This is a genomic window from Ideonella paludis (genome assembly GCF_018069865.1).
GTDB classification, from domain to species: Bacteria; Pseudomonadota; Gammaproteobacteria; order Burkholderiales; family Burkholderiaceae_C; genus Ideonella; species Ideonella paludis.
In genome coordinates this window covers 167929-189248 of sequence record NZ_JAGQDG010000005.1, presented here as the reverse complement: position 1 = coordinate 189248, position 21320 = coordinate 167929, and the positions used below count along the sequence as shown (strand labels likewise).

The 21320-nt window shown below is 61.4% G+C and carries 26 protein-coding genes; 22 read left to right on the top strand and 4 right to left on the bottom strand.

Translation table 11 applies throughout. The features are described from left to right. Window positions 1-10: 10 nt before the first annotated feature. The gene (locus KAK11_RS14080) at window positions 11-481 is read right to left on the bottom strand and encodes an Lrp/AsnC family transcriptional regulator (RefSeq protein WP_210809825.1); all 471 of its coding nucleotides are present in this window, start codon (window positions 479-481) and stop codon (window positions 11-13) included. A 170-nt stretch (window positions 482-651) separates the two neighbouring features. Here KAK11_RS14080 and KAK11_RS14075 point away from each other — a divergent pair, with 170 nt between their 5' ends. Genes KAK11_RS14075 through kce form a run of 7 tightly spaced genes read left to right on the top strand, consistent with a single transcriptional unit; the run spans window position 652 to window position 7532 of the window. Next, window positions 652-1836 carry a KamA family radical SAM protein gene (locus KAK11_RS14075; protein WP_210809823.1) on the top strand — a complete coding sequence of 395 codons (1185 nt, stop codon included), beginning with the start codon at window positions 652-654 and terminating at the stop codon, window positions 1834-1836. A gap of 9 nt (window positions 1837-1845) precedes the next feature. Further along, window positions 1846-2895 (top strand): L-erythro-3,5-diaminohexanoate dehydrogenase, encoded by a 1050-nt coding sequence (gene kdd, locus KAK11_RS14070; protein WP_210809822.1) that lies wholly within the window; start codon window positions 1846-1848, stop codon window positions 2893-2895. Further along, a complete protein-coding gene (gene kamB / locus KAK11_RS14065) occupies window positions 2888-3952 on the top strand; it encodes a lysine 5,6-aminomutase reactivase subunit KamB (protein WP_210809821.1) in 1065 nt (354 codons plus the stop codon). Before kdd ends, kamB begins: the two co-directional genes overlap by 8 nt. Continuing rightward, window positions 3949-5505, top strand: coding sequence for a lysine 5,6-aminomutase subunit alpha (gene kamD / locus KAK11_RS14060; protein WP_210809820.1), 1557 nt, complete (start codon window positions 3949-3951; stop codon window positions 5503-5505). The genes kamB and kamD overlap by 4 nt, the downstream gene beginning before the upstream one ends. Then, the gene (gene kamE / locus KAK11_RS14055) at window positions 5498-6268 is read left to right on the top strand and encodes a lysine 5,6-aminomutase subunit beta (RefSeq protein ID WP_210809819.1); all 771 of its coding nucleotides are present in this window, start codon (window positions 5498-5500) and stop codon (window positions 6266-6268) included. The genes kamD and kamE overlap by 8 nt, the downstream gene beginning before the upstream one ends. Continuing rightward, the gene (gene kal / locus KAK11_RS14050) at window positions 6261-6668 is read left to right on the top strand and encodes a 3-aminobutyryl-CoA ammonia lyase (protein ID WP_210809818.1); all 408 of its coding nucleotides are present in this window, start codon (window positions 6261-6263) and stop codon (window positions 6666-6668) included. The genes kamE and kal overlap by 8 nt, the downstream gene beginning before the upstream one ends. A gap of 54 nt (window positions 6669-6722) precedes the next feature. Further along, entirely contained in the window at window positions 6723-7532 is an 810-nt protein-coding gene (gene kce / locus KAK11_RS14045) for a 3-keto-5-aminohexanoate cleavage enzyme (protein WP_210809817.1), read from the top strand. Between the two features lie 88 nt (window positions 7533-7620). Here kce and KAK11_RS14040 read toward each other — a convergent pair whose 3' ends face one another. Next, complete coding sequence (locus KAK11_RS14040; protein ID WP_445666945.1) at window positions 7621-8151, bottom strand: phage integrase N-terminal SAM-like domain-containing protein; 531 nt, start codon at window positions 8149-8151, stop codon at window positions 7621-7623. 208 nt (window positions 8152-8359) lie between these two features. Here KAK11_RS14040 and KAK11_RS14035 point away from each other — a divergent pair, with 208 nt between their 5' ends. From KAK11_RS14035 to KAK11_RS13970, 14 genes are all read left to right on the top strand, one after another. Beyond that, complete coding sequence (locus KAK11_RS14035; protein WP_210809816.1) at window positions 8360-8824, top strand: hypothetical protein; 465 nt, start codon at window positions 8360-8362, stop codon at window positions 8822-8824. 116 nt (window positions 8825-8940) lie between these two features. Then, window positions 8941-9195, top strand: coding sequence for a hypothetical protein (locus tag KAK11_RS14030; protein WP_210809815.1), 255 nt, complete (start codon window positions 8941-8943; stop codon window positions 9193-9195). A gap of 132 nt (window positions 9196-9327) precedes the next feature. Then, on the top strand, window positions 9328-9669 hold the full coding sequence (locus tag KAK11_RS14025) for a DUF7668 domain-containing protein (RefSeq protein ID WP_210809814.1): 342 nt from the start codon (window positions 9328-9330) through the stop codon (window positions 9667-9669). A gap of 81 nt (window positions 9670-9750) precedes the next feature. Continuing rightward, window positions 9751-10101, top strand: a complete 351-nt coding sequence (locus tag KAK11_RS14020) for a hypothetical protein (RefSeq protein WP_210809812.1) — start codon at window positions 9751-9753, stop codon at window positions 10099-10101. Window positions 10102-10175: 74 nt separating this feature from the next. After that, entirely contained in the window at window positions 10176-10688 is a 513-nt protein-coding gene (locus tag KAK11_RS14015) for a hypothetical protein (RefSeq protein ID WP_210809811.1), read from the top strand. 156 nt (window positions 10689-10844) lie between these two features. Next, entirely contained in the window at window positions 10845-11318 is a 474-nt protein-coding gene (locus KAK11_RS14010; protein WP_210809810.1) for a tetratricopeptide repeat protein, read from the top strand. 3 nt (window positions 11319-11321) lie between these two features. Beyond that, window positions 11322-12002, top strand: coding sequence for a hypothetical protein (locus tag KAK11_RS14005; RefSeq protein ID WP_210809809.1), 681 nt, complete (start codon window positions 11322-11324; stop codon window positions 12000-12002). Window positions 12003-12070: 68 nt separating this feature from the next. Further along, window positions 12071-12565, top strand: coding sequence for a GNAT family N-acetyltransferase (locus tag KAK11_RS14000; RefSeq protein WP_210809808.1), 495 nt, complete (start codon window positions 12071-12073; stop codon window positions 12563-12565). A gap of 605 nt (window positions 12566-13170) precedes the next feature. Beyond that, window positions 13171-13563, top strand: a complete 393-nt coding sequence (locus KAK11_RS13995) for a hypothetical protein (protein WP_210809807.1) — start codon at window positions 13171-13173, stop codon at window positions 13561-13563. A 39-nt stretch (window positions 13564-13602) separates the two neighbouring features. Next, window positions 13603-14079: a hypothetical protein gene (locus tag KAK11_RS13990; protein WP_210809806.1), complete on the top strand. Its 477-nt coding sequence runs from the start codon at window positions 13603-13605 to the stop codon at window positions 14077-14079. 83 nt (window positions 14080-14162) lie between these two features. Beyond that, entirely contained in the window at window positions 14163-14699 is a 537-nt protein-coding gene (locus tag KAK11_RS13985; RefSeq protein ID WP_210809805.1) for a hypothetical protein, read from the top strand. A 55-nt stretch (window positions 14700-14754) separates the two neighbouring features. Further along, a complete protein-coding gene (locus KAK11_RS13980) occupies window positions 14755-15090 on the top strand; it encodes a hypothetical protein (RefSeq protein ID WP_210809804.1) in 336 nt (111 codons plus the stop codon). Between the two features lie 369 nt (window positions 15091-15459). After that, window positions 15460-15909 (top strand): hypothetical protein, encoded by a 450-nt coding sequence (locus KAK11_RS13975; RefSeq protein WP_210809803.1) that lies wholly within the window; start codon window positions 15460-15462, stop codon window positions 15907-15909. Then, window positions 15906-16523, top strand: coding sequence for an exopolysaccharide biosynthesis protein (locus tag KAK11_RS13970; protein ID WP_210809802.1), 618 nt, complete (start codon window positions 15906-15908; stop codon window positions 16521-16523). The genes KAK11_RS13975 and KAK11_RS13970 overlap by 4 nt, the downstream gene beginning before the upstream one ends. On the opposite strand, the gene KAK11_RS13965 is transcribed toward KAK11_RS13970, so the two are convergent. Then, entirely contained in the window at window positions 16518-17363 is an 846-nt protein-coding gene (locus KAK11_RS13965) for a M90 family metallopeptidase (protein ID WP_310737808.1), read from the bottom strand. The two genes, KAK11_RS13970 and KAK11_RS13965, sit on opposite strands and share 6 nt — an antisense overlap. 389 nt (window positions 17364-17752) lie before the next feature. On the opposite strand from KAK11_RS13965, the gene KAK11_RS13960 reads away from it, so the two are divergent. Next, the gene (locus tag KAK11_RS13960; RefSeq protein WP_210809801.1) at window positions 17753-17938 is read left to right on the top strand and encodes a hypothetical protein; all 186 of its coding nucleotides are present in this window, start codon (window positions 17753-17755) and stop codon (window positions 17936-17938) included. Between the two features lie 27 nt (window positions 17939-17965). Here KAK11_RS13960 and KAK11_RS13955 read toward each other — a convergent pair whose 3' ends face one another. Next, window positions 17966-21307, bottom strand: coding sequence for a S41 family peptidase (locus KAK11_RS13955; RefSeq protein WP_210809800.1), 3342 nt, complete (start codon window positions 21305-21307; stop codon window positions 17966-17968). Window positions 21308-21320: the final 13 nt, after the last annotated feature.

The window sequence follows — 21320 nt, the reverse complement described above, 5'->3', positions numbered from 1 at the left end:
TCGGCCACGATCACTCGGGGCGGTCCAACTTCGCCGTTAGGAAAATGGTCGAGAAGGTATCCCGCACCCCCTTGACCATGCGGATCTTGTCGATCACGGCGTCCAGTTCTTGGGTGGACTCGGTCAGCAGCAGGGCGCAGAGGTCGTAGCGGCCGCTGACGGTGTAGAGCTTGGTGATCTCATGGCGCTTGGACAGGGCCTTGATCACGTCGGCCTCGTTTTGGGTGTCGATGGACATCAGCACCATGGCGCGGATCACATTGCTGCCGCGCGTGCTGGCCACGCTGACGGTGTAGCCGGTGATGACCCCCGTTGCCTCCAGCGCCTTGAGCCGCAACTGCGCCGTGCTGCGGGCGCAGCCCAAGGCTTTGGCAATGCTGGCCAAGGGCAGGCGGGCGTTGACCTTCAGCAGCTCGATCAACTGGTGATCCAGGGCGTCTAGGCCGGCTGCCGCAGGGGCCGCAGAGAGTGCTTTTTTCATTGTGGATGATCGTCAGTCAAAGTGACTGAATTTTGGCACTTGAATCATTCACTTTGACAGTTTTATTCGGCCGCTTGGATTTCTACACTGACGGCACATCACCCTGCGACCATCAGGGTTGCACGAGACAAAGCGCCGGGCCGCTCACCACCACATTGCCGAGGCACACCATGCTGCAAAAAGTTGATTTCGCCACCTCTCCCAAGAAGCTGCTCACTTATGAAGCGCTGCAAGCCTATGACCCAGAGAGCGAAGACTGGCAAAAGCAGTTTGCGCGGCGCTACACCCACCACTCGGACCTGATGGGCGTGCTCAACCATGTGGAAGACGTCAACGAGACGGTCTATAAAAAGTTCGCCATCGCCGTGACGCCCTATATGGCGCAGCTGATGGACCGCGACGACCCGAACTGCCCCATCCGCCTGCAGTACCTGCCCAGCTTCCACGAAGAAACCAAGCCCGGCTTTGCCACCATGCTCGACCAGTTGGGCGAAGAGGGTGACACCATTCCTGGCACCAGCGTTGTGCACCGCTATCCGCGCCGCGTGCTGTTCTTGGTCTCCAACACCTGTGCCACGCTGTGCCGCTTCTGCACCCGCAAGCGCATGGTGTCTCAGCCCACGGGCTCGGTGCACAAAGACGAGATCGAAGCCTCCATCGACTACATCGCCGATAACAAAAATATTGAGGATGTGCTGCTGTCGGGCGGCGACCCATTGACCTTCACCGACGAGCGCCTGGACTACATCCTGGGCGAGCTGCGCCGCCGCGCCCCGCATGTGCGCTTTTTGCGCATGGGCTCGCGCATGGTGGTGCAACTGCCCACCCGCATCACGCCCGAGCTGTGCGCCGTGCTGGAAAAGCACCGCGTGCAGATGGTCAACATCCACATCAACCACCACAAAGAGATCACCCCGCTGCTGCGCCAGCGCGTGAAGATGCTGCAGAAGGCCGGCATCATGATGGGCCTGCAAACCGTCTGCCTGAAGGGGGTGAATGACAGCGTGGAAGTGATGCGCGAGCTGTTCATGCAGACCATTGAGATGGGCGTGCGTCCTTACTATGTGTATTCCACCGACATGGTGGAAGGCGCTCACCACTTCATCGTGCCGCACCGCCGCATGCTGGAGCTCTATGAAGGCCTGCGCGGCTGGATCAGCGGCCCGGCCGTGCCCACCTTCATCGTGGATGGCCTGGGCGGCTTGGGCAAGCTGCCCATCATCCCCACCTATGTGCGTGAAGAGCCCTTGCCCGACGGCAGTGGCACCACCGTGAAGTGCCGCAACTACAAAGGCATGACGGTGGAGATGCCTGGCCTGGGCCAAGACTTCAGCCTGCCCACCACCAGCAACTGAAGGCCCGGCATGAACGCAGTCTTCAGACCAGGGTCGCCTTACGGAACACACCGCGTGCTGGAGCCCCAAGGTGTGATGCCGCAAGGGGCCTGGAAGATCGACAACACCATGTCGATCTTTGACAACGAGATCCTGATTGATGTGCTGGCCCTCAACATCGATGCGGCCAGCTTCACCCAGATCAAACAAGAGGCCGCCGGTGATCTGGACCGCGTAGCCAAGATCGTGCAGGGCATTGTGGAGACCCGCGGCAAGCACCACAACCCGGTCACGGGCTCGGGCGGCATGCTGATTGGCACCGTCGCGCAGATCGGGCCGGCCCTGAGCGGCCGCACCGACCTGAAGGTGGGCGACAAAATCGCCACCCTGGTGTCGCTGTCGCTCACGCCCCTGCGCATTGACCAGATCGTCAAGATCCACCTGGACAAAGACCAGATCGACATCCAAGGCCAAGCCGTGCTGTTTGAAACCGGGCTCTATGCCAAGCTGCCCGCTGACATCGACGAGAAGCTGGCCCTGGCCATTCTGGATGTGGCCGGTGCGCCGGCGCAAACAGCCCGCCTGGTGCAGCCCGGCCAAACCGTGGTGGTGATTGGCGGCGGCGGCAAGTCAGGCACGCTGTGCGTCTATGAAGCCAAGAAGCGCGCCGGCCCCAGCGGCTGCGTGATCGGTGTCTCGCCCTTCGAGAAAGACTGCGCGCGCATGCGCCAGCTCGGCTGGGCCGACCACACCTTGCAGGTCGATGCCCGCGATGCATTGGGCTTGATGGAAGCGGTGGCAGGCGTCACCCAAGGCCGCCTGGCCGATGTGGTGATCAACTGCGTCAACATCCCCAACACCGAGATGGGCAGCATCTTGGCCACGCGCCAACACGGCACCATTTACTTCTTCTCCATGGCCACCAGCTTCACCGCCGCCGCCTTGGGCGCGGAAGGCGTGGGCAAAGATGTGCAAATGATCGTGGGCAATGGCTACGCCACCGGCCATGCCGACCATGCCTTGGGCCTGCTGCGCGAAAGCCCTGCGCTGCGCGCCCTGTTTGAAGAGCTGTATGTCTGAACCTCGCTCACCGCTGTGGCGCCATATCGTCGGCTCGGACGTGCGTACCGTGGCCTTCATGGGCATGACCAAGAACACCGGCAAGACGGTGGCGCTCAACCATGTGTTAGCCGCTGCGGCACAGGCAGGCTGCACGGCCGGGGTCACCAGCATTGGCCGCGATGGTGAAGACCGCGATCAGGTCTTCCAAGTGCCCAAGCCCCCGGTGATGGTGTGGCCGGGCAGCTTGGTGGCCACCGCACGCACCACGCTGCAACGCGCCAAGGTCAAGACCCGCTATCTGGGCAGCACCGATATCTCCAGCCCCATGGGCGAGATCCTGCTGGTGCAGGTGCTGGAGAAGGGCGAGATGGAGATTGCCGGGGCCTCACGCAGCGCGGACCAGCACACGGCCATCGCGCTCTTGCAGCAATGCGGGGCAGACCGCGTGATGCTGGACGGCGCCTTGGGCCGCAGCCACCATGCCTCGCCGGCGATTGCCGACGGCGTGGTGCTGGCCACGGGCGCAGCCCTGGGCGGTGGCATGGGCGATGTGCTGCGCAAGACGCGCGACCGCCTCGCGATTCTGAATCTGGCCGCAGCACCTGCCGAGGTGCAACAGCGCTGCGCCATGGTGTTTGAGGACGGTGGCGTGGGCCTGTGGGGCCCGGCGGGTGAGGCCGTGTTTCAAGCCCCGATTGCCACGCTGAACGCTGGCACCACGCTGCTGGCCCAAGCCCAGGGCCGGGCCGTGGCGCTGGTGGCGGTCAGCGGTGCGGTGGGGCGCGCGCTGTGGGCAGCCTTGCTGAGCTTGGCTCAAGCCAACCCGGGCCTGACCGTGATGGTGGCGGACGGCACCAAGCTGTTCGTCGAAGCCAGCGACTTGGCGCAACTGCAGCGCCTGGGCGCGCAGCTCTTGGCGCACCGTGCCATCCGTTTGATGGGCCTGACCGTCAACCCCTTTTCACCTTACGGCGGCAGCTTCCAGGCCGACGACTTTTTAGCCACCGCCCAACACGCCTTCCCCGGCCTGTGTGTCAGCGATGTGCTGCTTGAATTTGACGGAGTTTCCGCATGAACCCCCTGCAGTTAGACACGGCGCAGATTGACCGCGCCCGGGGCTCGGCCCGGCGCATTGCGCGCCAGGTCTATGACGAGATGTCGGCCTTCACCACCACCACGGTGGAGCGCGCCACCTTGCGCCTGATGGGCATTGATGGCATCGACGAGAACGAGGTGCCACTGCCCAACCGCGTGGTCGAGCACCTGCAAGCCCAAGGCCTGCTGGCCCATGGCGCAGCCCTGATGGTGGGGGCCGCCATGCAGCAGCATCAGCTCAGCGCCCAGCAAGTGGCCGAGGGCGTGGCGGCGGGCCAGATCACCCTGAACATGCCTGCAGACCTGGGCGCTGCGCGGCAGCAGGCCGACGCCTTGGCCGACCGCATGTGCCAGCACATTGCGAGCCAACGCGCCCAGCGCCAGCAGTTCTTGAGCACCCAAGGCGATGCGCCCACGCCCTGGCTGTATTTGATTGTGGCCACCGGCAATATCTACGAAGACGTGGCGCAGGCCCGCGCAGCGGCCGAGCAAGGCGCAGACATCATCGCGGTGATCCGCTCCACCGGCCAAAGCCTCTTGGACTATGTGCCTTACGGCGCCACCACCGAAGGCTTTGGCGGCACCTTTGCGACGCAAGAGAACTTCCGCCTGATGCGCACCGCCTTGGACGAGGTGGGGCAGCGCATCGGCCGCTACATCCGGCTGACCAACTACTGCTCCGGCCTGTGCATGCCCGAGATCGCCGCGATGGGCGCGATGGAGCGGCTGGACATGATGCTCAACGACTCCATGTACGGCATCATCTTCCGCGACATCAATATGAAGCGGACCTTCATTGACCAGTTCTTCTCGCGCATGGTGAACGCCTATGCCGGCATCATCATCAACACCGGTGAAGACAACTACCTGACCACGGCCGATGCCGTGGAGGCCGCGCACACGGTGCTGGCCTCCCAGCTCATCAACGAGCAGTTCGCCTACCTCTCCGGGCTCAAGCCCGACCAGATGGGCCTGGGCCATGCCTTCGAGATCAACCCCGAGCTGGAGAACGGCTTTTTGTGGGAGCTGGCCCATGCGCAACTGGTGCGTCAGGTCTTCCCGGAGGCCTCACTGAAGTACATGCCGCCCACCAAGCACATGACGGGCAATATCTTCAAGGGCCAGGTGCAGGACACCTTGTTCAATGTGGTCAGCACCGTCACCGGCCAGCACATCCACCTGCTGGGCATGATGACCGAGGCCATCCACACGCCCTTCATCCAAGACCGCTTCTTGGCCATCCAGAACGCCAAGTATGTGTTTGGCACCATGAAGGACCTGCACAGCGAGCTGCAAGTCAAGCCAGGCGGCCTGGTGGAGCGCCGCGCCCAAGCCGTGCTGGCCGAAACCGAAGCCATCTTGGCCCGCATTGAGCAGATCGGCCTGGCCGCCGCGATCGGCGAAGGCACCTTTGCGGACATCTCCCGCACCCCCACCGGCGGCAAGGGCCTGGACGGTGTGATTGCCAAGACCGCTGAGTACTACAACCCCTTCCCTGCCCGCATGAACGGCGGCGCTGCACACCATGTCTGAGATCAAACTGCCTGAGCAATGGGTCAAGCCCTACGGCGACACGCTGGGGGACGGCCGGGTTCAACTCTCCTTCACCTTGCCGGTGAGCTTGGACGAGACCGCCAAGGAGGGCGCCAAGCGCCTGGCCTTGCAAATGGGCCTGGAGGAGCCCGCCGTGGTGCATGCCGAAAGCATGGGCCAGGGCTTCAGCTTCTTCGTGGTCTATGGGCAATGCAAATACCAGGTCGACCTCTCCGCGCTGCAGGTGGCCAAGCCTGAGTTTGAGGTGCTGGACAAAGACGGCATCAATGCCAAGATCGCCAAGCACATGGGCCGGCGCATGGTGGTGATCGGTGCCACCATCGAGACCGACGCCCACACCGTGGGCATCGACGCCATCATGAACATGAAGGGCTATAACGGCCACAAAGGGCTGGAGAGCTATCACGAGATCCGTGCGCTGAACCTGGGCGCGCAGGTGGACTCTGAGGTGCTGGTGGCACGGGCCATTGAAGAAAAAGCCGATGTGATTCTGGTCTCGCAGGTGGTGACGCAAAAGAACATCCACCTCGACAACCTGACCCGCCTGGCTGACATTTTGGAAGCCGAAGGCCTGCGCGAGAAGGTCGTGCTGATTGTGGGCGGCCCCCGCATCAGCCATGAGCTGGCCAAAGAGCTGGGCTACGACGCCGGCTTTGGCACCAAGACCTATGCCGAGGATGTGGCCTCGTTTGCCATCCACGAATGGATTCAACGCTTCAAAGGAGCCGAGGCTCATGTCTGACACCCAAGAGATCACCAGCATGATCCGCCTACGCCTGGGCTCGCACGATGCCCACTACGCCGGCAACCTGGTCGATGGCGCCAAGATGCTGCAATTGTTTGGCGATGTGGCCACCGAGCTGCTGATCCGCAGCGACGGCGATGAAGGCCTGTTTGTGGCCTACGACAAGGTCGAGTTCTTGGCGCCAGTGCTGGCCGGCGATTTCATCGAGGCCCACGGCCGCATCACCCAGATGGGCAAGAGCTCGCGCAAGATGGAATTTGAAGCGCGCAAGGTCATCAGCGCGGCGAACGTGCCGGGCCAGGTCTCTGCCGCCGATGTCTTGAACCCGCCGGTGGTGGTGTGCCGCGCCTCGGGCACCTGCGTGGTGCCGGTGGGGTTCCAGCGCAAGCCGGGCTGATTGGGAAGACCGTCACAGAGACACAGAGGCACAGAGAAATACAGGAGGGGTGACTTGGACAAGCTCATCATCACGGCGGCACTCACCGGCGCCGAGGTCACGCGGGCGCAGCAGCCTGCGCTGCCGCTGACGCCGCGTGAGATCGGCATTGCCGCGGCCGAGTGTGCCGAGGCGGGCGCGGCCATGGTGCATGTGCATGGCCGCTTGGCGGACGGCACGCCCACGCAAGACCGCGAGGTCTATCGCGAGATCATCGCCGAGGTCAAAGCCCGCAGCGATGTCATCGTGCAGGTCTCGACCGGCGGCGCGGTGGGCATGACAGCGGCCGAGCGCTTGGCCCCCGTCACCCTCAAGCCCGAGATGGCCACGCTCTCCATGGGCAGCGTCAACTTTGGTGACGATGTCTTCCTCAATGCCCCGAACGACATCACCGAGTTCGCCCGCGTCATGGCCGAGCATGGCGTGCGGCCTGAGCTGGAGATCTTTGACAGCGGCATGCTCAGCACCGCGCTGCGCTGGCTCAAAAAAGGCCTGCTGCCCAGCCCGGCCCACTTTGACCTGGTGCTGGGCATCCCCGGCGGCATGGCGGGCACGCCAGAGTCGCTGATGTTCTTGCGCGCCCAACTACCCGCAGACGCCACCTGGACAGTCGCCGCCATTGGCGCAGCCCAACTGCCGCTGAACACCTTGGCCATTGTGCTGGGCGGCCATGTGCGCGTGGGCTTTGAAGACAATGTCTACTACCGCAAGGGCGAGTTGGCCCAGAGCAATGCGCAGATGGTGGCTCGGGTGGCACGCCTTGCCCGAGAGCTGGAGCGCCCGCTGGCCAGCCCGGACGAAGCACGGCGCTTGTTGCGGCTCTAAAGGATTAGCAAACCTCATTCATTGTGAATGTCGGCGACAGGTTGATTGCAGACATTCAACGACTCACCTTGACAGTCTGCTTTGCGCTCTAGCTGCAGTTCGCCGCCATGGGCCCAAGGGGTAGTTCAGCCTTTTTGAGCAAGCCCAGCTGTGCGAGGAGTTGATGCTCGCCAACCATGGCGCGCAGCACCTGACGTACCTCCTCCACGGTCAGCACCACTGGCAGCCGGCGTTGCCGCCTGGGATGTCCGATTTCCTTCAGCCAGGGCAATTGATGGCCCAGCACCTTGCCGTAGAAAAACAGCAGGGCGGACAGCGCCTGGCTGTGGGTGGAGGGCGCCACTGATCGATCATTTGCTAGGTGCGTGAGAAACGCCTCCACCTCGGAGCCGCCCATCTCGGCGGGATGCCGCAGGCCGTGAAAGCGGATGAAAGCCTTGACCCAGTAGACGTAAGCCTCCTCGGTGCGGAGGCTGTAGTGCATGAAGCGCAACCGTTCACGAAGCTGCGCCAACAGGCGTGGTGACTTCAGTGGCGGCAGGTCTTGACCGGGCGGCTCGGGACGAAGCGTCTTGCGTGGCGGCAGTGCGGGTACAGCGGGAAAGGTGACTGGCATCATGGCCTCCCGGTGCACGCTGGGCTCTCAAAGAGAACTTGTAACCGCGTGCCGCTTTTGTCGAGAATTTAATGCTGGATAAATATCCAGCTTTTGAGCAACAGTGTTTATGCGACAGGCACTTTTTTGCATTCACCCCGCCCGTTTTAGGGAGCAGGCTTGCTGCCTAGGTGGCGTATGCTGTCTGTATAGAACACGTTAGCGCGCACAAATGAACTTTGACCATTTTCTTTCGCATCTTGATGGCCAATCATGGTCAGTGCGGAACAAGTCATTCGCCAGCAAAGCGTTCGGCGAATGGCAGGTGTCGTTCATCCGTATGGGAGGGAAGTTCCAGCTTCCCGGCTCGGTCGCATTTGTGGTTTGCGTCAGGCGGCGCGGCATGCGCAACTTGGAGCAAGAGTCCATTGAGTTTGAAAAAGAGCCGCATGCCTATCCTTTCAAGCTCACCCTCCATGAAATTGAGTCAGGCGACTTTCAATACCGTAGCAAGCTTCTTCGTTATGATCACAGCAACCACCCGGTTGATTCCGACTGGTCCTTGTTGGCAGCGCATCTGGAAAATACGATTCCGGCTTGGCTGAGCCGCCTCACGCGCGAAGCACTGATCACACAAGTGCGTAGGTTCGGCGAGTCGGGCTACATCGAGAGAATTTGGCTCGAGGATTTGAAGTGACCTCACCACCGGGGTGCCGCGTTAACCAGTCCGTCAACGGGACGCCAAACTGCTGCGCAGTTCGGTTCCCTCCGCTGCGCTCCGGCGCCAGTTACGTCCGACGTTAGGCAGCAGGCATGGATCGTTTTGCGGCGCTTCTTGAATCTGCAATGGCTGGCGGAGCAACGTTTGATGCGGCGCTAGCACTGCTTCGGACGCATGGCGCAACTCCAGTGCAAGCCATCAAGGCAATCCACCAATCCCGGATGGTTACCCTCGGTGAGGCTAAGCAGTTGTTCGCCCGTTCACCCGCTTGGGCGCACGAGGTTCAAGCAGCCGATGCGCTGCATGAAGAACTTCTTGCCCTTCTTGGCAAGGAGCAGGACCGTTGAGTGCCCTGGCGCTGCCTAACTGGTCGCTGAAGTGGACCTCTGCCAGCTGGCCGCGCTACGCTCATCAGTTCATCATCGCTGCGCGCGGCCAGCTGTCTTCGGCCTCTCAGCTCCAACGTTGTACGGCCTGACATGGACGCTCATATTCGCGCTGCCGTCGAGGACATCTATGGCTATCTGGCTCGGGGTGAATACGATGCACTGGCAAGAAAGACTGGAGGAGTCCGGTTAGGTGCGGCGGAAATTGAGCGCGCAGTTCGCGACTACCGTTTCACTATTGCGGCTTGGCCACATGCGGGAGATTTGCCAATTGATGTGGTTGAAGTCAACGATGCGTCGCCACGCGCATGGTCCGTCCAAGCAACGGCATACACTCTGGAGGAAGGTCGTTCAGACCTGACTTTAGAAATGACGCTCGTTGAAATCGAGGCGGGGCAAGTTCGCGTGGAATTGGACAACTTGCATGTTCTCTAAAAGCCGTATAACAGGCCGCTGCAACCGACCGCCTTCGGCGTCGGTTGAACGGCGACGTTAGACATCTTTGGAAGGTCGTCGGTGACATATCAGCCAACATCACTCAAAGAAGTCCCACGGGAAACTGAATTTCTGCAAGATTTGGCTCTCACGCCACTTCAAGAAGCTGAGCTATCTCGCAAGTACGGCTTCGTCTTCGAGCAGACCATAGACGACCTTTCGTCTTGCGAAGTGTGTGTCGTCAAAGGCGAGCCAAGCCAATACTTTCTAATTGTTTGCAGGGGCGAAATTCCCGAGTGGAAAGTGACCATTCGTACCTCACGCTCTGCCGAACCGATCGAAACATATGTTCCTAGAATGCTTGCCAGCTTCGTCGAGGCAGCAGACTTCGACGTTCAAGATATTGATCACCTTTGGTCATTCAAGCAATGAGGTGCGCGCAGCTGCCTAACCCCTACGTCAAAGGGACCTGCCTGCGGCAGACCCCTTACGTCGAACGTTAGGCCATGCTTCGCACAACGCAGCGCAACTCAACAACGCTCGCATCGGTCCAGACTCGATTCGAAGGAATCCTGCATTCCTTCTTCGTCGAGCCAGTCTCCCCGCAGGAAAGCTACCCCAACTTCGGCTTTGGCCGAATGCATGAAGTGGTGTTGCTCGAGTTCCTAGCCGAACTGAAAGCGAGCTACATCTTGCCTGAGCTTGGGGCGCTCAATCTCGAAGCCGCCAAACACTTTTCGTTGCAGCAGCGTTTCGAGTTTGAAGGGGCCCTCATTCAATTGTTGCTTGGCGGCACCGCGACAAGGGACGTCGTCTCAGGCGTTGGCGATGCCCGAGAAACTGCGCAGGCGTTGCTACAAGAGATTGTTGGGGCCGAGCCTGCTTCGCTTTTGGCCTATCGACTCGATGATGAGGCATGGTCTGAGCTTTCAAGCGGCAATACGCTGGAGGCATCGTTCTGCGTATACGTACCAGAGCCCAAGCTCTGGTGGATCCTGGTCTTGGCCGATGACTACTAGCCAGTCTCTGCACACAACCCGGGCGTTGCCTAACTTGCCGGTCGAGCCGACGTCCACCGGCGTGGCACCTTGGCCGCGATGCCGGGGTAGTTCATCTTCGGTCTCGCGGCCAAGGCACCACGCCGGCAGCCTCGGCTCACCTCTACGTTAAAGCGCATGAGCGACTACTTCGATACGCCATATGCGGCGCTGATGCTCGACGAGATCGAGGACTACGAACTCGTCATTGGTGAGTTGACCAGCTTCATTGACCAGGGACTCAACACTGGAGCGGCACTTCACAACAGAGCGATTGCACGGTGGGAGATCGGGCAGAACCAAGAGGCGTTAGTCGACTTCAACGCAGCCATTGCAGCGCTTCCAGACAGTCACATGCCGGCGCAGTACAAAGGCGTGATGCTTCACAAGCTGGGGCGGATTACCGAAGCGATGGAAAGCCTTGGTCTTGCGATCTCTATCGCACCAAACGATGTCTGGCTTCGGCGAACACGAGGTTACATGCAGGCCGAGCTCGGTCTTCTTGAGGACGCATTGCATGATTTGGATCATGCGGTAGGCCTTGACCCGTCGTTTCAGTACACGATCAACGAACGGGACAAAGTGAGGTCGCTGCTCCAGCGAAAGCAATGAGGATTGTCCAAGTTCGCTTTAACCTTTTGCTCCAGCGGACGGCTACGCCGCCCGCTGAGCGCCGACGTTAGCGATCTGCCTACTATGACACGTCACTGGTTTTTGCTCGTGGTGCTTGCAGGCATTCCACTTCCGGCTATTAGCTCAAACTTCGCCACAGGCGAACAAATTCTTTGTAACTCGACACATATTGCTCTTGGTGAGATTATCGAAGCAGACATCAAGTGCCACTTATCGCAGTGGGGTGGTCACAAGGAATGCAATATGCTGCTGACAGTGAAGATAGCAAAGGTGATAGCGACCGCGAGAAGTATCGAAGGGTATCCAGATGGCATAGGCGTAAAAGATGCCGGGGTGGAATCTGGGCTGACTCTGGACTTGAAATCGTGGTATCCCAACGGCTATCGACTTGCAAGTCCTATTCACGACCCAAGTCCCGAATCGATATCAAAGGATCTAAAAGGGCGCTCGTTAATCTTGTCAATTAGCAGCGGCTTCGGCCTATGGCTAGACGGACTACCGATGAAGAAAGAGGCTGCGACCAAATACTCTGGGTTGGTTGAGCGGTTCAATCGGCCGTACTACTCAACACTCTGGGATCTTCAGAACCTGCAGTGGGTCGCAAAGGCAATTGCCGAGAGTAGGTTTTGCTCAAATTTTGACCTTAGCAATGAAAATCGCTAACCCATCCATCAACACGGACGCTGCGCGATGAAGCCGCGCAGCGCCAGTTATGTCAGACGTTAGGTTGCATGGTCACGTCTGCATGCGTTCTTGATTCCATTCAAGCAGCCGACCTCGCGTCGGTCGCCCGCCTGTTCTCCGAGTGCAAAGTGCGAGCGTTTCTGGGTGGTCCGCTCAGCCCGCAACTGGCCGAGCAGCGAGCAGCCGAGCTTGCAAAGCAGTCGACCCACGCCTGGGCTGTGCGTGAGAGCCTTGGTAGCCCACTGCTCGGTGTTGTAGTGCTCGATCGGCATCACGAACTCGAAGACCTCGAGGTTTCGTATCTCTTCCTGCCAGAGCATTGGGGGCGGGGTTATGCGTCGGAAGCCGTTCGCCAAGTCGTCGCCCGAGCTTTTGGCACGCTGGGCCTTCGCCGTATAGTTGCCGAAACGCAATCGGCCAATACCGCCTCAGTTCGTCTTCTTGAGCACCTTGGCTTTCGTCTACTCCGCAAGGTTGTCCGCTTCGGCGCTGAGCAAAGTATCTACTTTGCGGGGCCTGCCCATGGCCAAGCTGCAACCTAACCCCTCCCATCGAGCGGATGTCCAACCGGCTGCGCCGGTCTGCCACCGCTCATGTCAAACGTTGGGCATCACCGTGAAGCGAATTGCTTTGGCGCTTTTTGCCATGCTGATCTGGACGATGGCGAGTGCTGCAGAGCCGCGCCCATCCGGATCCAATTGCAGTCTCTCGCGGCCTCCAACTGAGTCGGGCGAGGAAGGTGGGCACGGCTTTGTTCTCTTAGTCTTTCCACGAACCGGTGACATTGGGCCCAACTACTCCGGTTGTCAGGTCGTGTTCGCCACAAGTCCGGGCCAAGGAACTCGCTTTGCTTGGGTTGTAGAGGTTTCACACGGCGAACCGATTCGCATGTGGTCGGAGGACAAGGAGATGGCGGACGTTCTGCCATGTCGTTACCGCAATCGCCAACTCCAACGGGGTGATCCAGCCGTATGCCCACTCCCGGAGTCGCTGCTTATGCCTACGCAGGCTGCCGGCTGCTTTACGAAAAAGTCTGAGGGCTCGAAATGTCAGTACGACGTGGAGTGATGTCCAACCTGATGGTCAAGCGGACCTGCGCCAGCTACGCTGGCTGGCCCGCTTACCGCGAACGTTGAGGCGCTTGCCAATGAAGTTTCTTCTACTTGCAGCAGCGTTCCACGGATCGGCACTTGCCAACGGTGAGTGCTTGCCGGGAGCGCTCCTGAAGGATGGGATTGCTGCAATCGGCGAATCGAAATTTGAGTTGGCTGTGTCCCTTTGCCGATCAGGTTTAAAGAAACTAGGTGACTCCTACCAATCGGCCGAGGTCATCGATGACACAGGGCAAAAACTTGTCGCGATCGAACTTGAGTTCAAAGCTGGCCGAGTTGGCAATGCTGCGGTGGGCTACTGCAGGATTCTCGACAGCCGCTGGAAGTTGTTCCTTTCGCTCGAAACACAAGCGAGGCGTCCGTCGAGCGAGCGCCCCAATCCTTCGCTGCAGCCGACCCGCGCCAGCTGCGCTGCCTTGGTCGGCTGAGCTCGAACGTTGGGCGTCACTCTAGAGGCTGAGTTCCGCATGCGATCCCGCTACGAAACAGGGGCAAGGTCAGCAGAAGTCGCTGGCTTCGATCACTCCTCTGCCGTCTTCAACTGGTTTGGAATCGCCGGCGGTGTGTTGCCATGGCTGATTGTTCCAGGGTTCTTCGCAATGCCTTGGCAAACAGCGTTTCTATGCACCTTGGTGGCACTTGCTGCGCTATCCCTGCTTGTACTGCCCTTTCGTTATCAGGTATCAGTTCATCCGAACAACATAGTCATTGAGCGGTGGTGGGCAGGAATTCGCTACAAGCGCGTCAACGTCCCAAACAACCAAGACCTTCGATTCATGGTCAATGGAACGGGCGACTGGAACGATGAGGGAATGTGGCCCGGAAAGCACTACTGCGAGGTTGTCTCGCCGGGGCAAAGCGATCTAATGATCGGGAACCCAAGTCGGGCAGAGGAACTGGCAGTCTGGCTAGCATCGCAAGCACACAGGGTAGCGGCGCGGTGACGCCCAACCATTCATTGCAGCGGACCTGCGCCAGCTGCGCTGGCTGGTCCTCTGAATTCAAACGTTAAGCGGCTCCACTACCAATGATTGAGCTTCTCGGAACAACCCAATTTCTCAAAGATCCCAAGCTGCGGCTAGAGGGTGTTTCAGTGGCGGGTGTTGCGCTTGGCGGGCCAGCACAGGATGTCTTAGCCAAGGTTGCCGTGCAGCAGGCGCGGGCCCAAATCGTTCACAGCTCGTCGTGGACAGCACAGGACGGCGCGGAGTATTTCGATGAGTCGGGCGCGCGCATTCCGTTTCAGGAGGTCGTTGGCAGCGCGCTATCCTATGGAGGAACACTAAATAGCGAAGGTAGCCTCGGGTTTCACATTGCCGATGGCCGAGTCATCGGCGTCGCAGTTTATGGACATCATCTGCAGTGCTTCGGCTACATCAAAGATCACGATCATCTTCTACGTGAGTTTGGCGAACCGGATCGCTCCGTCACCGTTGAGGCTTATGGCGATCTGATGGGATACGAGCACTTCTACACAGCGGCAGAGAAGGTCGTCCATTGGGACAGCGGCCGCAACAGAGTTTCTTTAATCCTCTTGGGGAAGGTAGCGCATGTCACCACTTAGCCCCTCTCTGCAGCGGACGGCTTCGCCGCCCGCTGAGCGCGAACGTTGAACAGCAATGGCGACACCTGATGTCCTTGTAGATCGGATCGAGCCAGACGGCATGGTCGTTTGCTCCAATGGATACACCGCTGTGCCGATCGGAACCACCTTTACTGCCATCTGCAAGACCCGAGTCACCGCATCTTTGCCTGACTTCGCCACCGTCGAACTGGGCGTCGCGGCTCGCGTTGCACTCACGCTCGATGAAGTGTTCGTGTTTCGCAAGTCGCTTGCGGAAGTTCCCGCCGGGTATTCGGCTGGACTGCGCCTACACGGCGAGGGGCTGCGCGACCTGTCGCGTCTGCTCGGTGAAAGGCAACCAGGTGAGTTCGTTCACTTTCGCGTTTCGTGAGGCCTCTGACGTGCAGTTGCGGTTCAACCCTTCGCTGCATCGGACGGCTACGCCGCCCGCTGAGCTAGAACGTTTGATGCTATCGCCTACGGCGATGACCGCTTTGTAGCGCTGAGCGTGCGTCACCCCAAAGCCCCGGCGGACTGCAATCGCTGCAGAGCAGTCGTACTTTCGGCTTGGCGCTGAGGAGTCGTTCCTTGAACTACGCGCCGGTCAACGACAAAGCGCCCGTCCTTTTCTAACATCCGCACAAGGCGCTCATTCGAAGGTGTCACACCCCTGAAGATCCATCGATCTTCAGGTTTTTCCTGACCTTTATTCCGCCAGCCCACCCTTGAACCTGTGCCTCGCGCTCTGCATACTGGGGTGATGAGCACTCCTTCTTCCTCAAAGTCCGGTTGGACCACCTTGATCTGGGTGGTCGTGGGCCTGCTGGCCGCGCTGTGGAGCGGTGGCGCTTGGCTCTTCAGCAGCTTGTTGTCCTGGGTGGTGGACACCGCCAGCGCCAGCCCTGCGGCCGATTGGGCCGCTGTGTTCAAGACCTGGGAGCCACCGCCTTGGCTGCTGCAGCTCTCGGCCTGGATGGGCTGGGGTGATGTGGCGCAATGGCAGAGCTTGGCCCAGGCGCTGATGGAAGGCTTGTCCACGAGCTGGCCTTGGTTGGCTGAAGCCCTGAGCTGGCTGCAGCCCGTGCTATGGGTGCTGTGGGCCGTGGGCGTGCTGGCCTTGCTGGTGCTGGGCGGCGTGCTGCATGCCTGGGTGCGCTGGATGATCCGCCAGAGCCAGCCGCGGCCCACAAGCCCACAGGTGGTGGCATGAGTAGCGCCACGCAAGACTGGTGCGCCCGCAGCTTGGCGCAGACCCTGCGAGAGGCCGCGCCGGACGCCACGGCCATGAGCCTGGAAGAGCTGCTGGACTTGCACGGCCAAGGCTCGGTGGCCGTTCTGCTGATGGTGCTGGCCCTCTGCAGCACCATCCCGATTGCGGGCGTGGGCACGGTGTTGTCCTTGTTCATTCTGGCTTTGGCGTGGCAATGGCGGCGCGACCACGACCAGCCACCGCCTCTGCCGGCCAAGTTGGCACAGGTGAACCTATCTCCGCAGTGGTCCAACCGTTGTCTGCGCCTGCTGGCCTGGACGTACGAGCAGGCCTCACGCTGCCTTCGAGAGCGCTGGGGCTGGCTTCACCACCGCCTCACCCACACCTGGTGGAGCGCCTGGATTGCGATGATGGCTGTCCTCATCATGCTGCCCCTGCCCTTTGGCAATGTGCTGCCCGCCATCAGCCTGATGCTGCTGAGCCTGGGCTGGATGTTCCGTGACGGCTTGGCCTTGCTGCTCTCTGGCGCGGTGGGCTTGGGCGCCATCGGTTTTGGCCTGACCGTCAGCCATGTGCTCATCAGCGGCGCACAAACCGCGCTGAGTTATCTATGACCAGCTCAGCAGGTTCAGGCGGTAGTAGCGGCTGAGTTGCTCGTAGAGCGCCGGGTGCTGTTGCGACAGGGCCTCGGCTTGCTCAAAAAACACCTCACTGGCCACGGCAAAGAACTCTGCAGGGTCGGTCACGGCGTAGTCGCTCAGCAGCGATACCTGGCCCGCCGCCGCGCGCTGTTGGTGCGCCGCATACTCACCGCTCATCACCGCCGCCCAGCGCGCGCGCTGCCAGCGGCTGATGTCAGCCGGCAGGCCGGTGGCCGCCCCTTTGGCTTGGTCAAGCTGATGGGCAAACTCGTGGATCACCACGTTCTGCCCATCGCCCGCATCGGCCGCCCCCCTCAAGACATCGTCCCACGACAAGATGACCTGGCCTTGCACCCACGACTCACCGGACAAGGCGCGGCGCTGCTCGTGCTGCACACCGCCGTCTTGGGTGACCGGCCGCTGCACCCAAAACGCGCCCGGGTAGAGCAGGATCTGCCGCACGCCGTCAAAGCGGCTCTGGCTGCGGTTGAGCAGCAGCAAACAGGCTTGTGCGGCGATGAGCACCCGCATCTCGTCCGTCACCTCCAGGCCGCCGCAGCCGATGATGGGCTTCTCCGCCAGGAACACCTGCATGCGCTTTTTGAGCTGCAACTGCAGGTCTGCGGGCATGCGCCGAAAGTAGGGCCAATGCTGGCGCAGCACCGCCCGCCATGCGGCCGGAAAGGGCTGCTGAGCCAGCCGCCTGCGCCGCCAGGCCTGCGCCAGCGGCTCGCGCAGCAGCCAGCCCAGCGCCAGCAGCGTCAGCACCAGCAGCAGGCCCGCCGACCCGATCACCTCTGTGAGTTCACTCACCACCACACCCTTCAGTCGAGAGATTAGGGTCTGTTGACATACAAATCCTACCCGCGTGAGCCCTGCAGGCCATGCCAGTCTAGGCGCGCTGCGCCGCCCGCACCTCTGTGCGGGCAAGCGGCGTAACAACGAATGGCGTGGCCTGTAGGACTCACCCTGAGGGCAGGGCGTCCAAGGGTGCTGGCGGGCGTTGCTCACCTTGCCCGGGCATCAGCCCGGGCTGCGGATCGCGCCTACTCCAGCGCCCTTGGACACTCCTGCGCGGGCAGGATTTGTATGTCAACAGACCCTAAGGAAGTGGGGGGCGGCGGCGCTTATTCAAGCCATTGGCATTCCACTCATCCGTGCGATGATTTGCAGCAAGGGTCAACACCGCACTGGAGGGTGATATGCAAACGCTTGACGAGATGCTGGCCAAACACTTGCTTACCCCCGAGCAGCACCACGACATCAGCGCCTGGACGCGCTGGGCCAAGACGCCCGAAGGCATCTTGAACATGCCCCCCCACCTCTGGCGCGCGCTGGAGCTGGCCAGCGTGCTGGTGGACTTTGACGGCGAGGCCAGCAGCGCCTGAGTGCCGGCCGGCCCGCCACTGCGGGGCTCAAGGGGTTTTGAGCAGTTCCTTGACGGCCGCTTCCAACTGCTGATCGCGGCCTTGCGCCAGCAGGGCGGGGTCATTGGCCACGCGCACATCAGGCTCGACCAGGGCGTTTTCCATGAACTCGCCCTTCTGGTCGCGGAAGCCCACTTGCGGGATGCCAAAGACCAAGCTGGGGTCTTGCAGCGTCTCCCACCACACGGCCGTGCCCGTGCCCGCCACCGGCATGCCCACCAGCTTGCCCAGGCCGTAGTGGCGATAAGTCCAGGGGAAGAGGTGCGCGTCGGAATAATTGCTCTCGCTCATCAGCACCAAAGAGGGTTTGTGCCACTTGCCCGCAGGCTCCCAGCCCAGGCTTTGGCCGCGCGGCAAAAACTCCAAATGCTTGCGGCCCGAGAGCAAGGTCACCAAGTCCATGGTCAGGTTGCCGCCGCCGTTGAAGCGGGTGTCCACGATCAGCGCTTGCTTGCCGCTGTGGCGGCCCATGACCTCGGAGAACACGTCACGGTAACTCTCGTCGTCCATGCCGCGCACATGCACATAGCCCAAACGTCCACCTGAGAGCTTGTCCACTGTCTCGCGCTGCTGGCGCACCCAGCGGCGATACAGCAGCTCTTCGTGCTCGCCCGGATGGATAGGCTTGACGCTGTGCTCGGCGGCCTTGCCCGTGGCCGGGTCACGCACGGTCAGGCGCAGGCGCTGGCCAATCTTTTGCGTCAGCAGGCTGTCCACCTCGGCACCGGCCGCAATGGGCACGCCGTCGATCTGCTCGATCACCATGCCGGGCTTCAGGCCTAAGCTGGCGGGGGCCAGCGGCCCACCGTCCAAGATCTCGGCGATCTTCAAACCCGGCCCGCGATGCGTCTCGTCAAAGAAGGCACCCAGCTCGGCCGTGGTGTCCAAAGGCTTGCGGTTGGCGCGGAAGCTGGCCCCGGTGTGCGAGACATTCAGCTCACCGAGCATCTCACTGAGCAGGTCGGCAAAGTCGTGGTTGTTGTTGACGTAGGGCAGTTGGCGGGCATAGATCTTCTTGTAGCCGTCCCAGTCCACGCCGTTCATGTCCTCCACGTACAGCTTGGCCTTGGTCTGGCGCCAGACATGCTCAAACATCTCAGCCCGCTCTGCCGCCCGGTCCAGGGTGAACGAGGCAGCCCACTTCAGCGGCTCGGCCTTGAACTCGCCCTCGTCTTTGGGCACTTTGAACTTGTGGATCACGCCGCCCGACAAGACCACGCCGTTCTCGGTGCTGGCATCCAAGACCAGCAGGGTCGGGGCCTCGGGGTTGGGGCCGCCGGCAAAGCTGCTGAGCTTGCGGCTTTCTTTGGCGCGCGGCTTGTGCAGCCACAACTCCACGCCATCGGCCACCTGCTGCAGGGTCAGCAAAGTCTCGCCATCCTTGCTCATGGCGGCATCGCGCATCACGGCGGATTGGGTGGTGAGGCGGGCGGTGCGTTCTTCAATGCGGTCACGCTCAATGGCCAGCGGCGCTGGGAGCTTGATCTCCTCGGCCCCCTCGGCGGCCTTGCCTTCAGCCTTCTTGGCTTTGCCAGCCTTTTCGTCGGGTTTGTCTTTCTTCTCGGCCTCGGCCTTCTCTTGCTCGTCTTCGCGCTTCTTCAGCAAGGCGAAGTCCGTCTTGTCGAGCTTGAAGCGGTCTTGCGCCGCCCGGGTGAAGAACAAGGCATAGATGTCATGCTGGGCCGCGCCGCCGGTGGCATGGAAGCCCATGCGGTCGCTGGCCCAGATCATCATCTGACCGCCCATGGCCCAGATCGGGCGCACATCTTCATAGCCGCTGTGCGTCAGGTTCAGCATCGCGCCCTTGCCTTGGGCGTCCACCAAACCGACCTCACTGCTCCAACGATTGCGGTCGACAAAATTGACCAGCAAGTGGCGCCCGTCCGGTGACCAGTCAAACCACTGGTCGCCATCGGCATAGGAATAGGTGGCGCTACCCGGCATGACCACGCGCGTCTGGCCACTGGCCAGGTTCAACACCTTCAGGGTGTTGCGGTTCTCCAAGTAGGCCACTTCCTTGCCATCGGGCGAGTAGCGCGGCTGGAAGTTGTCGTGCGCGTTGCTCAGCACGGTGCGCGTCTTGAACTGCGTCGCGCTGAAGAAATAGGGCACGTCTTTCTTGGGGCCTACCAGCGCAATCTCGACCAAGCTCCACACGCCCGCGCGTTCTGCCGCATAAATCAGGCGCCGGCCATCGGGGCTGAAGCTGACCGAGCGCTCTTGGCCCGGGGTGTCGGTGATGCGCCGGGTATCGCCAAACTCGGTGGAGGCCACAAACACCTCGCCGCGCACCACAAAGGCCATCTCCTGGCCATCGGGGCTCAGCGCCACCTCGGTGGCGCCTTGGCGCAAGGTCAGCGCCTCTTTGGCGCGGGCCTGGGTGTCCGCCGCAATGCTCAGGGCCAGCTTGGTGGGCTGCGCCGCGCCAGGCGCCAGGGTGTAGATCTCTCCGTCAAACCAAAAGCTCAGCGTGCCATTGCGGGCAATGCTCAAAGAGCGCACCGGGTTCTTGCTGAACTGGGTGACCTGCACCGCCGCGTCGGGCTGCGAAACAGGCATCTTCCAGACATTGAAGGAGCCGCTCTTTTCACTCAGAAAGTAAATCGTCTGCTCATCGGGCGACCAGACCGGGTTGCGGTCTTCGCCCCCAAAGCGGGTGAGCTGATGATGCTGGCCGGTCTTCAGGTCATAACGCCAGACATCACGAGCCACTGGCGAGACATGATGCTTGCGCAAATCATCTTCATAGCCCTTCCAGTCCTCATACAGCATCTGGCTGCCCGCGGCGTTGAGCTGCGCAGACAAGGCCGGGGTGGTCAGCACCTGCTCGGGGCGGCGGCCGCCGTCGACCGAGACTTTGTAGAGCTCCGTCACCGCGCGGCTGGGGAACTGCACATTGCGCACGCTGTCGGCGCGCGCGGCGCTGAACAGCACATGCCGCCCATCAGGGGTGAAGCTGGCCGGCAACTCGGCCGCCGAGTGATGCGTCAGGCGGCGCGAGGGCCCGCCTTGGGCTGACACCAGCATCACATCAAAACTGCCGTGGGCATCCGAGGCATAGGCAATCTGCTGGCCATCCGGTGACCACACCGGCTGGGTGTTGTGATGGCTGTTGGCCACCAGCACACGGGCCGCCCCGCCCTGGGTGGGGACCACAAACAAATGGCCCTGGAAGCCAAACGCAATCTGGCTGCCGTCCGGCGAAATGGCGGGGTTGCGCAGCCACAGCGGCTGCTGCAGGGGGCCCAGCCCAGCCACTGGGGTGGCGGCCAGCGTGGCCGCGCCAAAGGTCGCCAGCATCAGGGCCAGCGCGGTGGATCGAATGGTCATAGGTCGTGCCTAT

Excerpts from the sequence above, each read along its gene's own strand:
- kamD (WP_210809820.1), top strand. The coding sequence starts at position 3,949 with ATGAACCCCCTGCAGTTAGACACGGCGCAGATTGACCGCGCCCGGGGC.
- KAK11_RS13985 (WP_210809805.1), top strand. The coding sequence starts at position 14,163 with ATGATTGAGCTTCTCGGAACAACCCAATTTCTCAAAGATCCCAAGCTG.
- kamE (WP_210809819.1), top strand. The coding sequence starts at position 5,498 with ATGTCTGAGATCAAACTGCCTGAGCAATGGGTCAAGCCCTACGGCGAC.
- KAK11_RS14080 (WP_210809825.1), bottom strand. The coding sequence starts at position 481 with ATGAAAAAAGCACTCTCTGCGGCCCCTGCGGCAGCCGGCCTAGACGCC.
- KAK11_RS14010 (WP_210809810.1), top strand. The coding sequence starts at position 10,845 with ATGAGCGACTACTTCGATACGCCATATGCGGCGCTGATGCTCGACGAG.
- KAK11_RS13980 (WP_210809804.1), top strand. The coding sequence starts at position 14,755 with ATGGCGACACCTGATGTCCTTGTAGATCGGATCGAGCCAGACGGCATG.
- KAK11_RS14030 (WP_210809815.1), top strand. The coding sequence starts at position 8,941 with ATGGATCGTTTTGCGGCGCTTCTTGAATCTGCAATGGCTGGCGGAGCA.
- kdd (WP_210809822.1), top strand. The coding sequence starts at position 1,846 with ATGAACGCAGTCTTCAGACCAGGGTCGCCTTACGGAACACACCGCGTG.
- KAK11_RS13990 (WP_210809806.1), top strand. The coding sequence starts at position 13,603 with ATGCGATCCCGCTACGAAACAGGGGCAAGGTCAGCAGAAGTCGCTGGC.
- KAK11_RS14040 (WP_445666945.1), bottom strand. The coding sequence starts at position 8,151 with ATGATGCCAGTCACCTTTCCCGCTGTACCCGCACTGCCGCCACGCAAG.
- KAK11_RS14015 (WP_210809811.1), top strand. The coding sequence starts at position 10,176 with ATGCTTCGCACAACGCAGCGCAACTCAACAACGCTCGCATCGGTCCAG.
- kal (WP_210809818.1), top strand. The coding sequence starts at position 6,261 with ATGTCTGACACCCAAGAGATCACCAGCATGATCCGCCTACGCCTGGGC.
- KAK11_RS14025 (WP_210809814.1), top strand. The coding sequence starts at position 9,328 with ATGGACGCTCATATTCGCGCTGCCGTCGAGGACATCTATGGCTATCTG.
- KAK11_RS13960 (WP_210809801.1), top strand. The coding sequence starts at position 17,753 with ATGCAAACGCTTGACGAGATGCTGGCCAAACACTTGCTTACCCCCGAG.
- KAK11_RS14075 (WP_210809823.1), top strand. The coding sequence starts at position 652 with ATGCTGCAAAAAGTTGATTTCGCCACCTCTCCCAAGAAGCTGCTCACT.
- KAK11_RS13975 (WP_210809803.1), top strand. The coding sequence starts at position 15,460 with ATGAGCACTCCTTCTTCCTCAAAGTCCGGTTGGACCACCTTGATCTGG.
- KAK11_RS13970 (WP_210809802.1), top strand. The coding sequence starts at position 15,906 with ATGAGTAGCGCCACGCAAGACTGGTGCGCCCGCAGCTTGGCGCAGACC.
- KAK11_RS13955 (WP_210809800.1), bottom strand. The coding sequence starts at position 21,307 with ATGACCATTCGATCCACCGCGCTGGCCCTGATGCTGGCGACCTTTGGC.
- KAK11_RS14035 (WP_210809816.1), top strand. The coding sequence starts at position 8,360 with ATGAACTTTGACCATTTTCTTTCGCATCTTGATGGCCAATCATGGTCA.
- kamB (WP_210809821.1), top strand. The coding sequence starts at position 2,888 with ATGTCTGAACCTCGCTCACCGCTGTGGCGCCATATCGTCGGCTCGGAC.
- KAK11_RS13995 (WP_210809807.1), top strand. The coding sequence starts at position 13,171 with ATGAAGTTTCTTCTACTTGCAGCAGCGTTCCACGGATCGGCACTTGCC.
- KAK11_RS14000 (WP_210809808.1), top strand. The coding sequence starts at position 12,071 with ATGGTCACGTCTGCATGCGTTCTTGATTCCATTCAAGCAGCCGACCTC.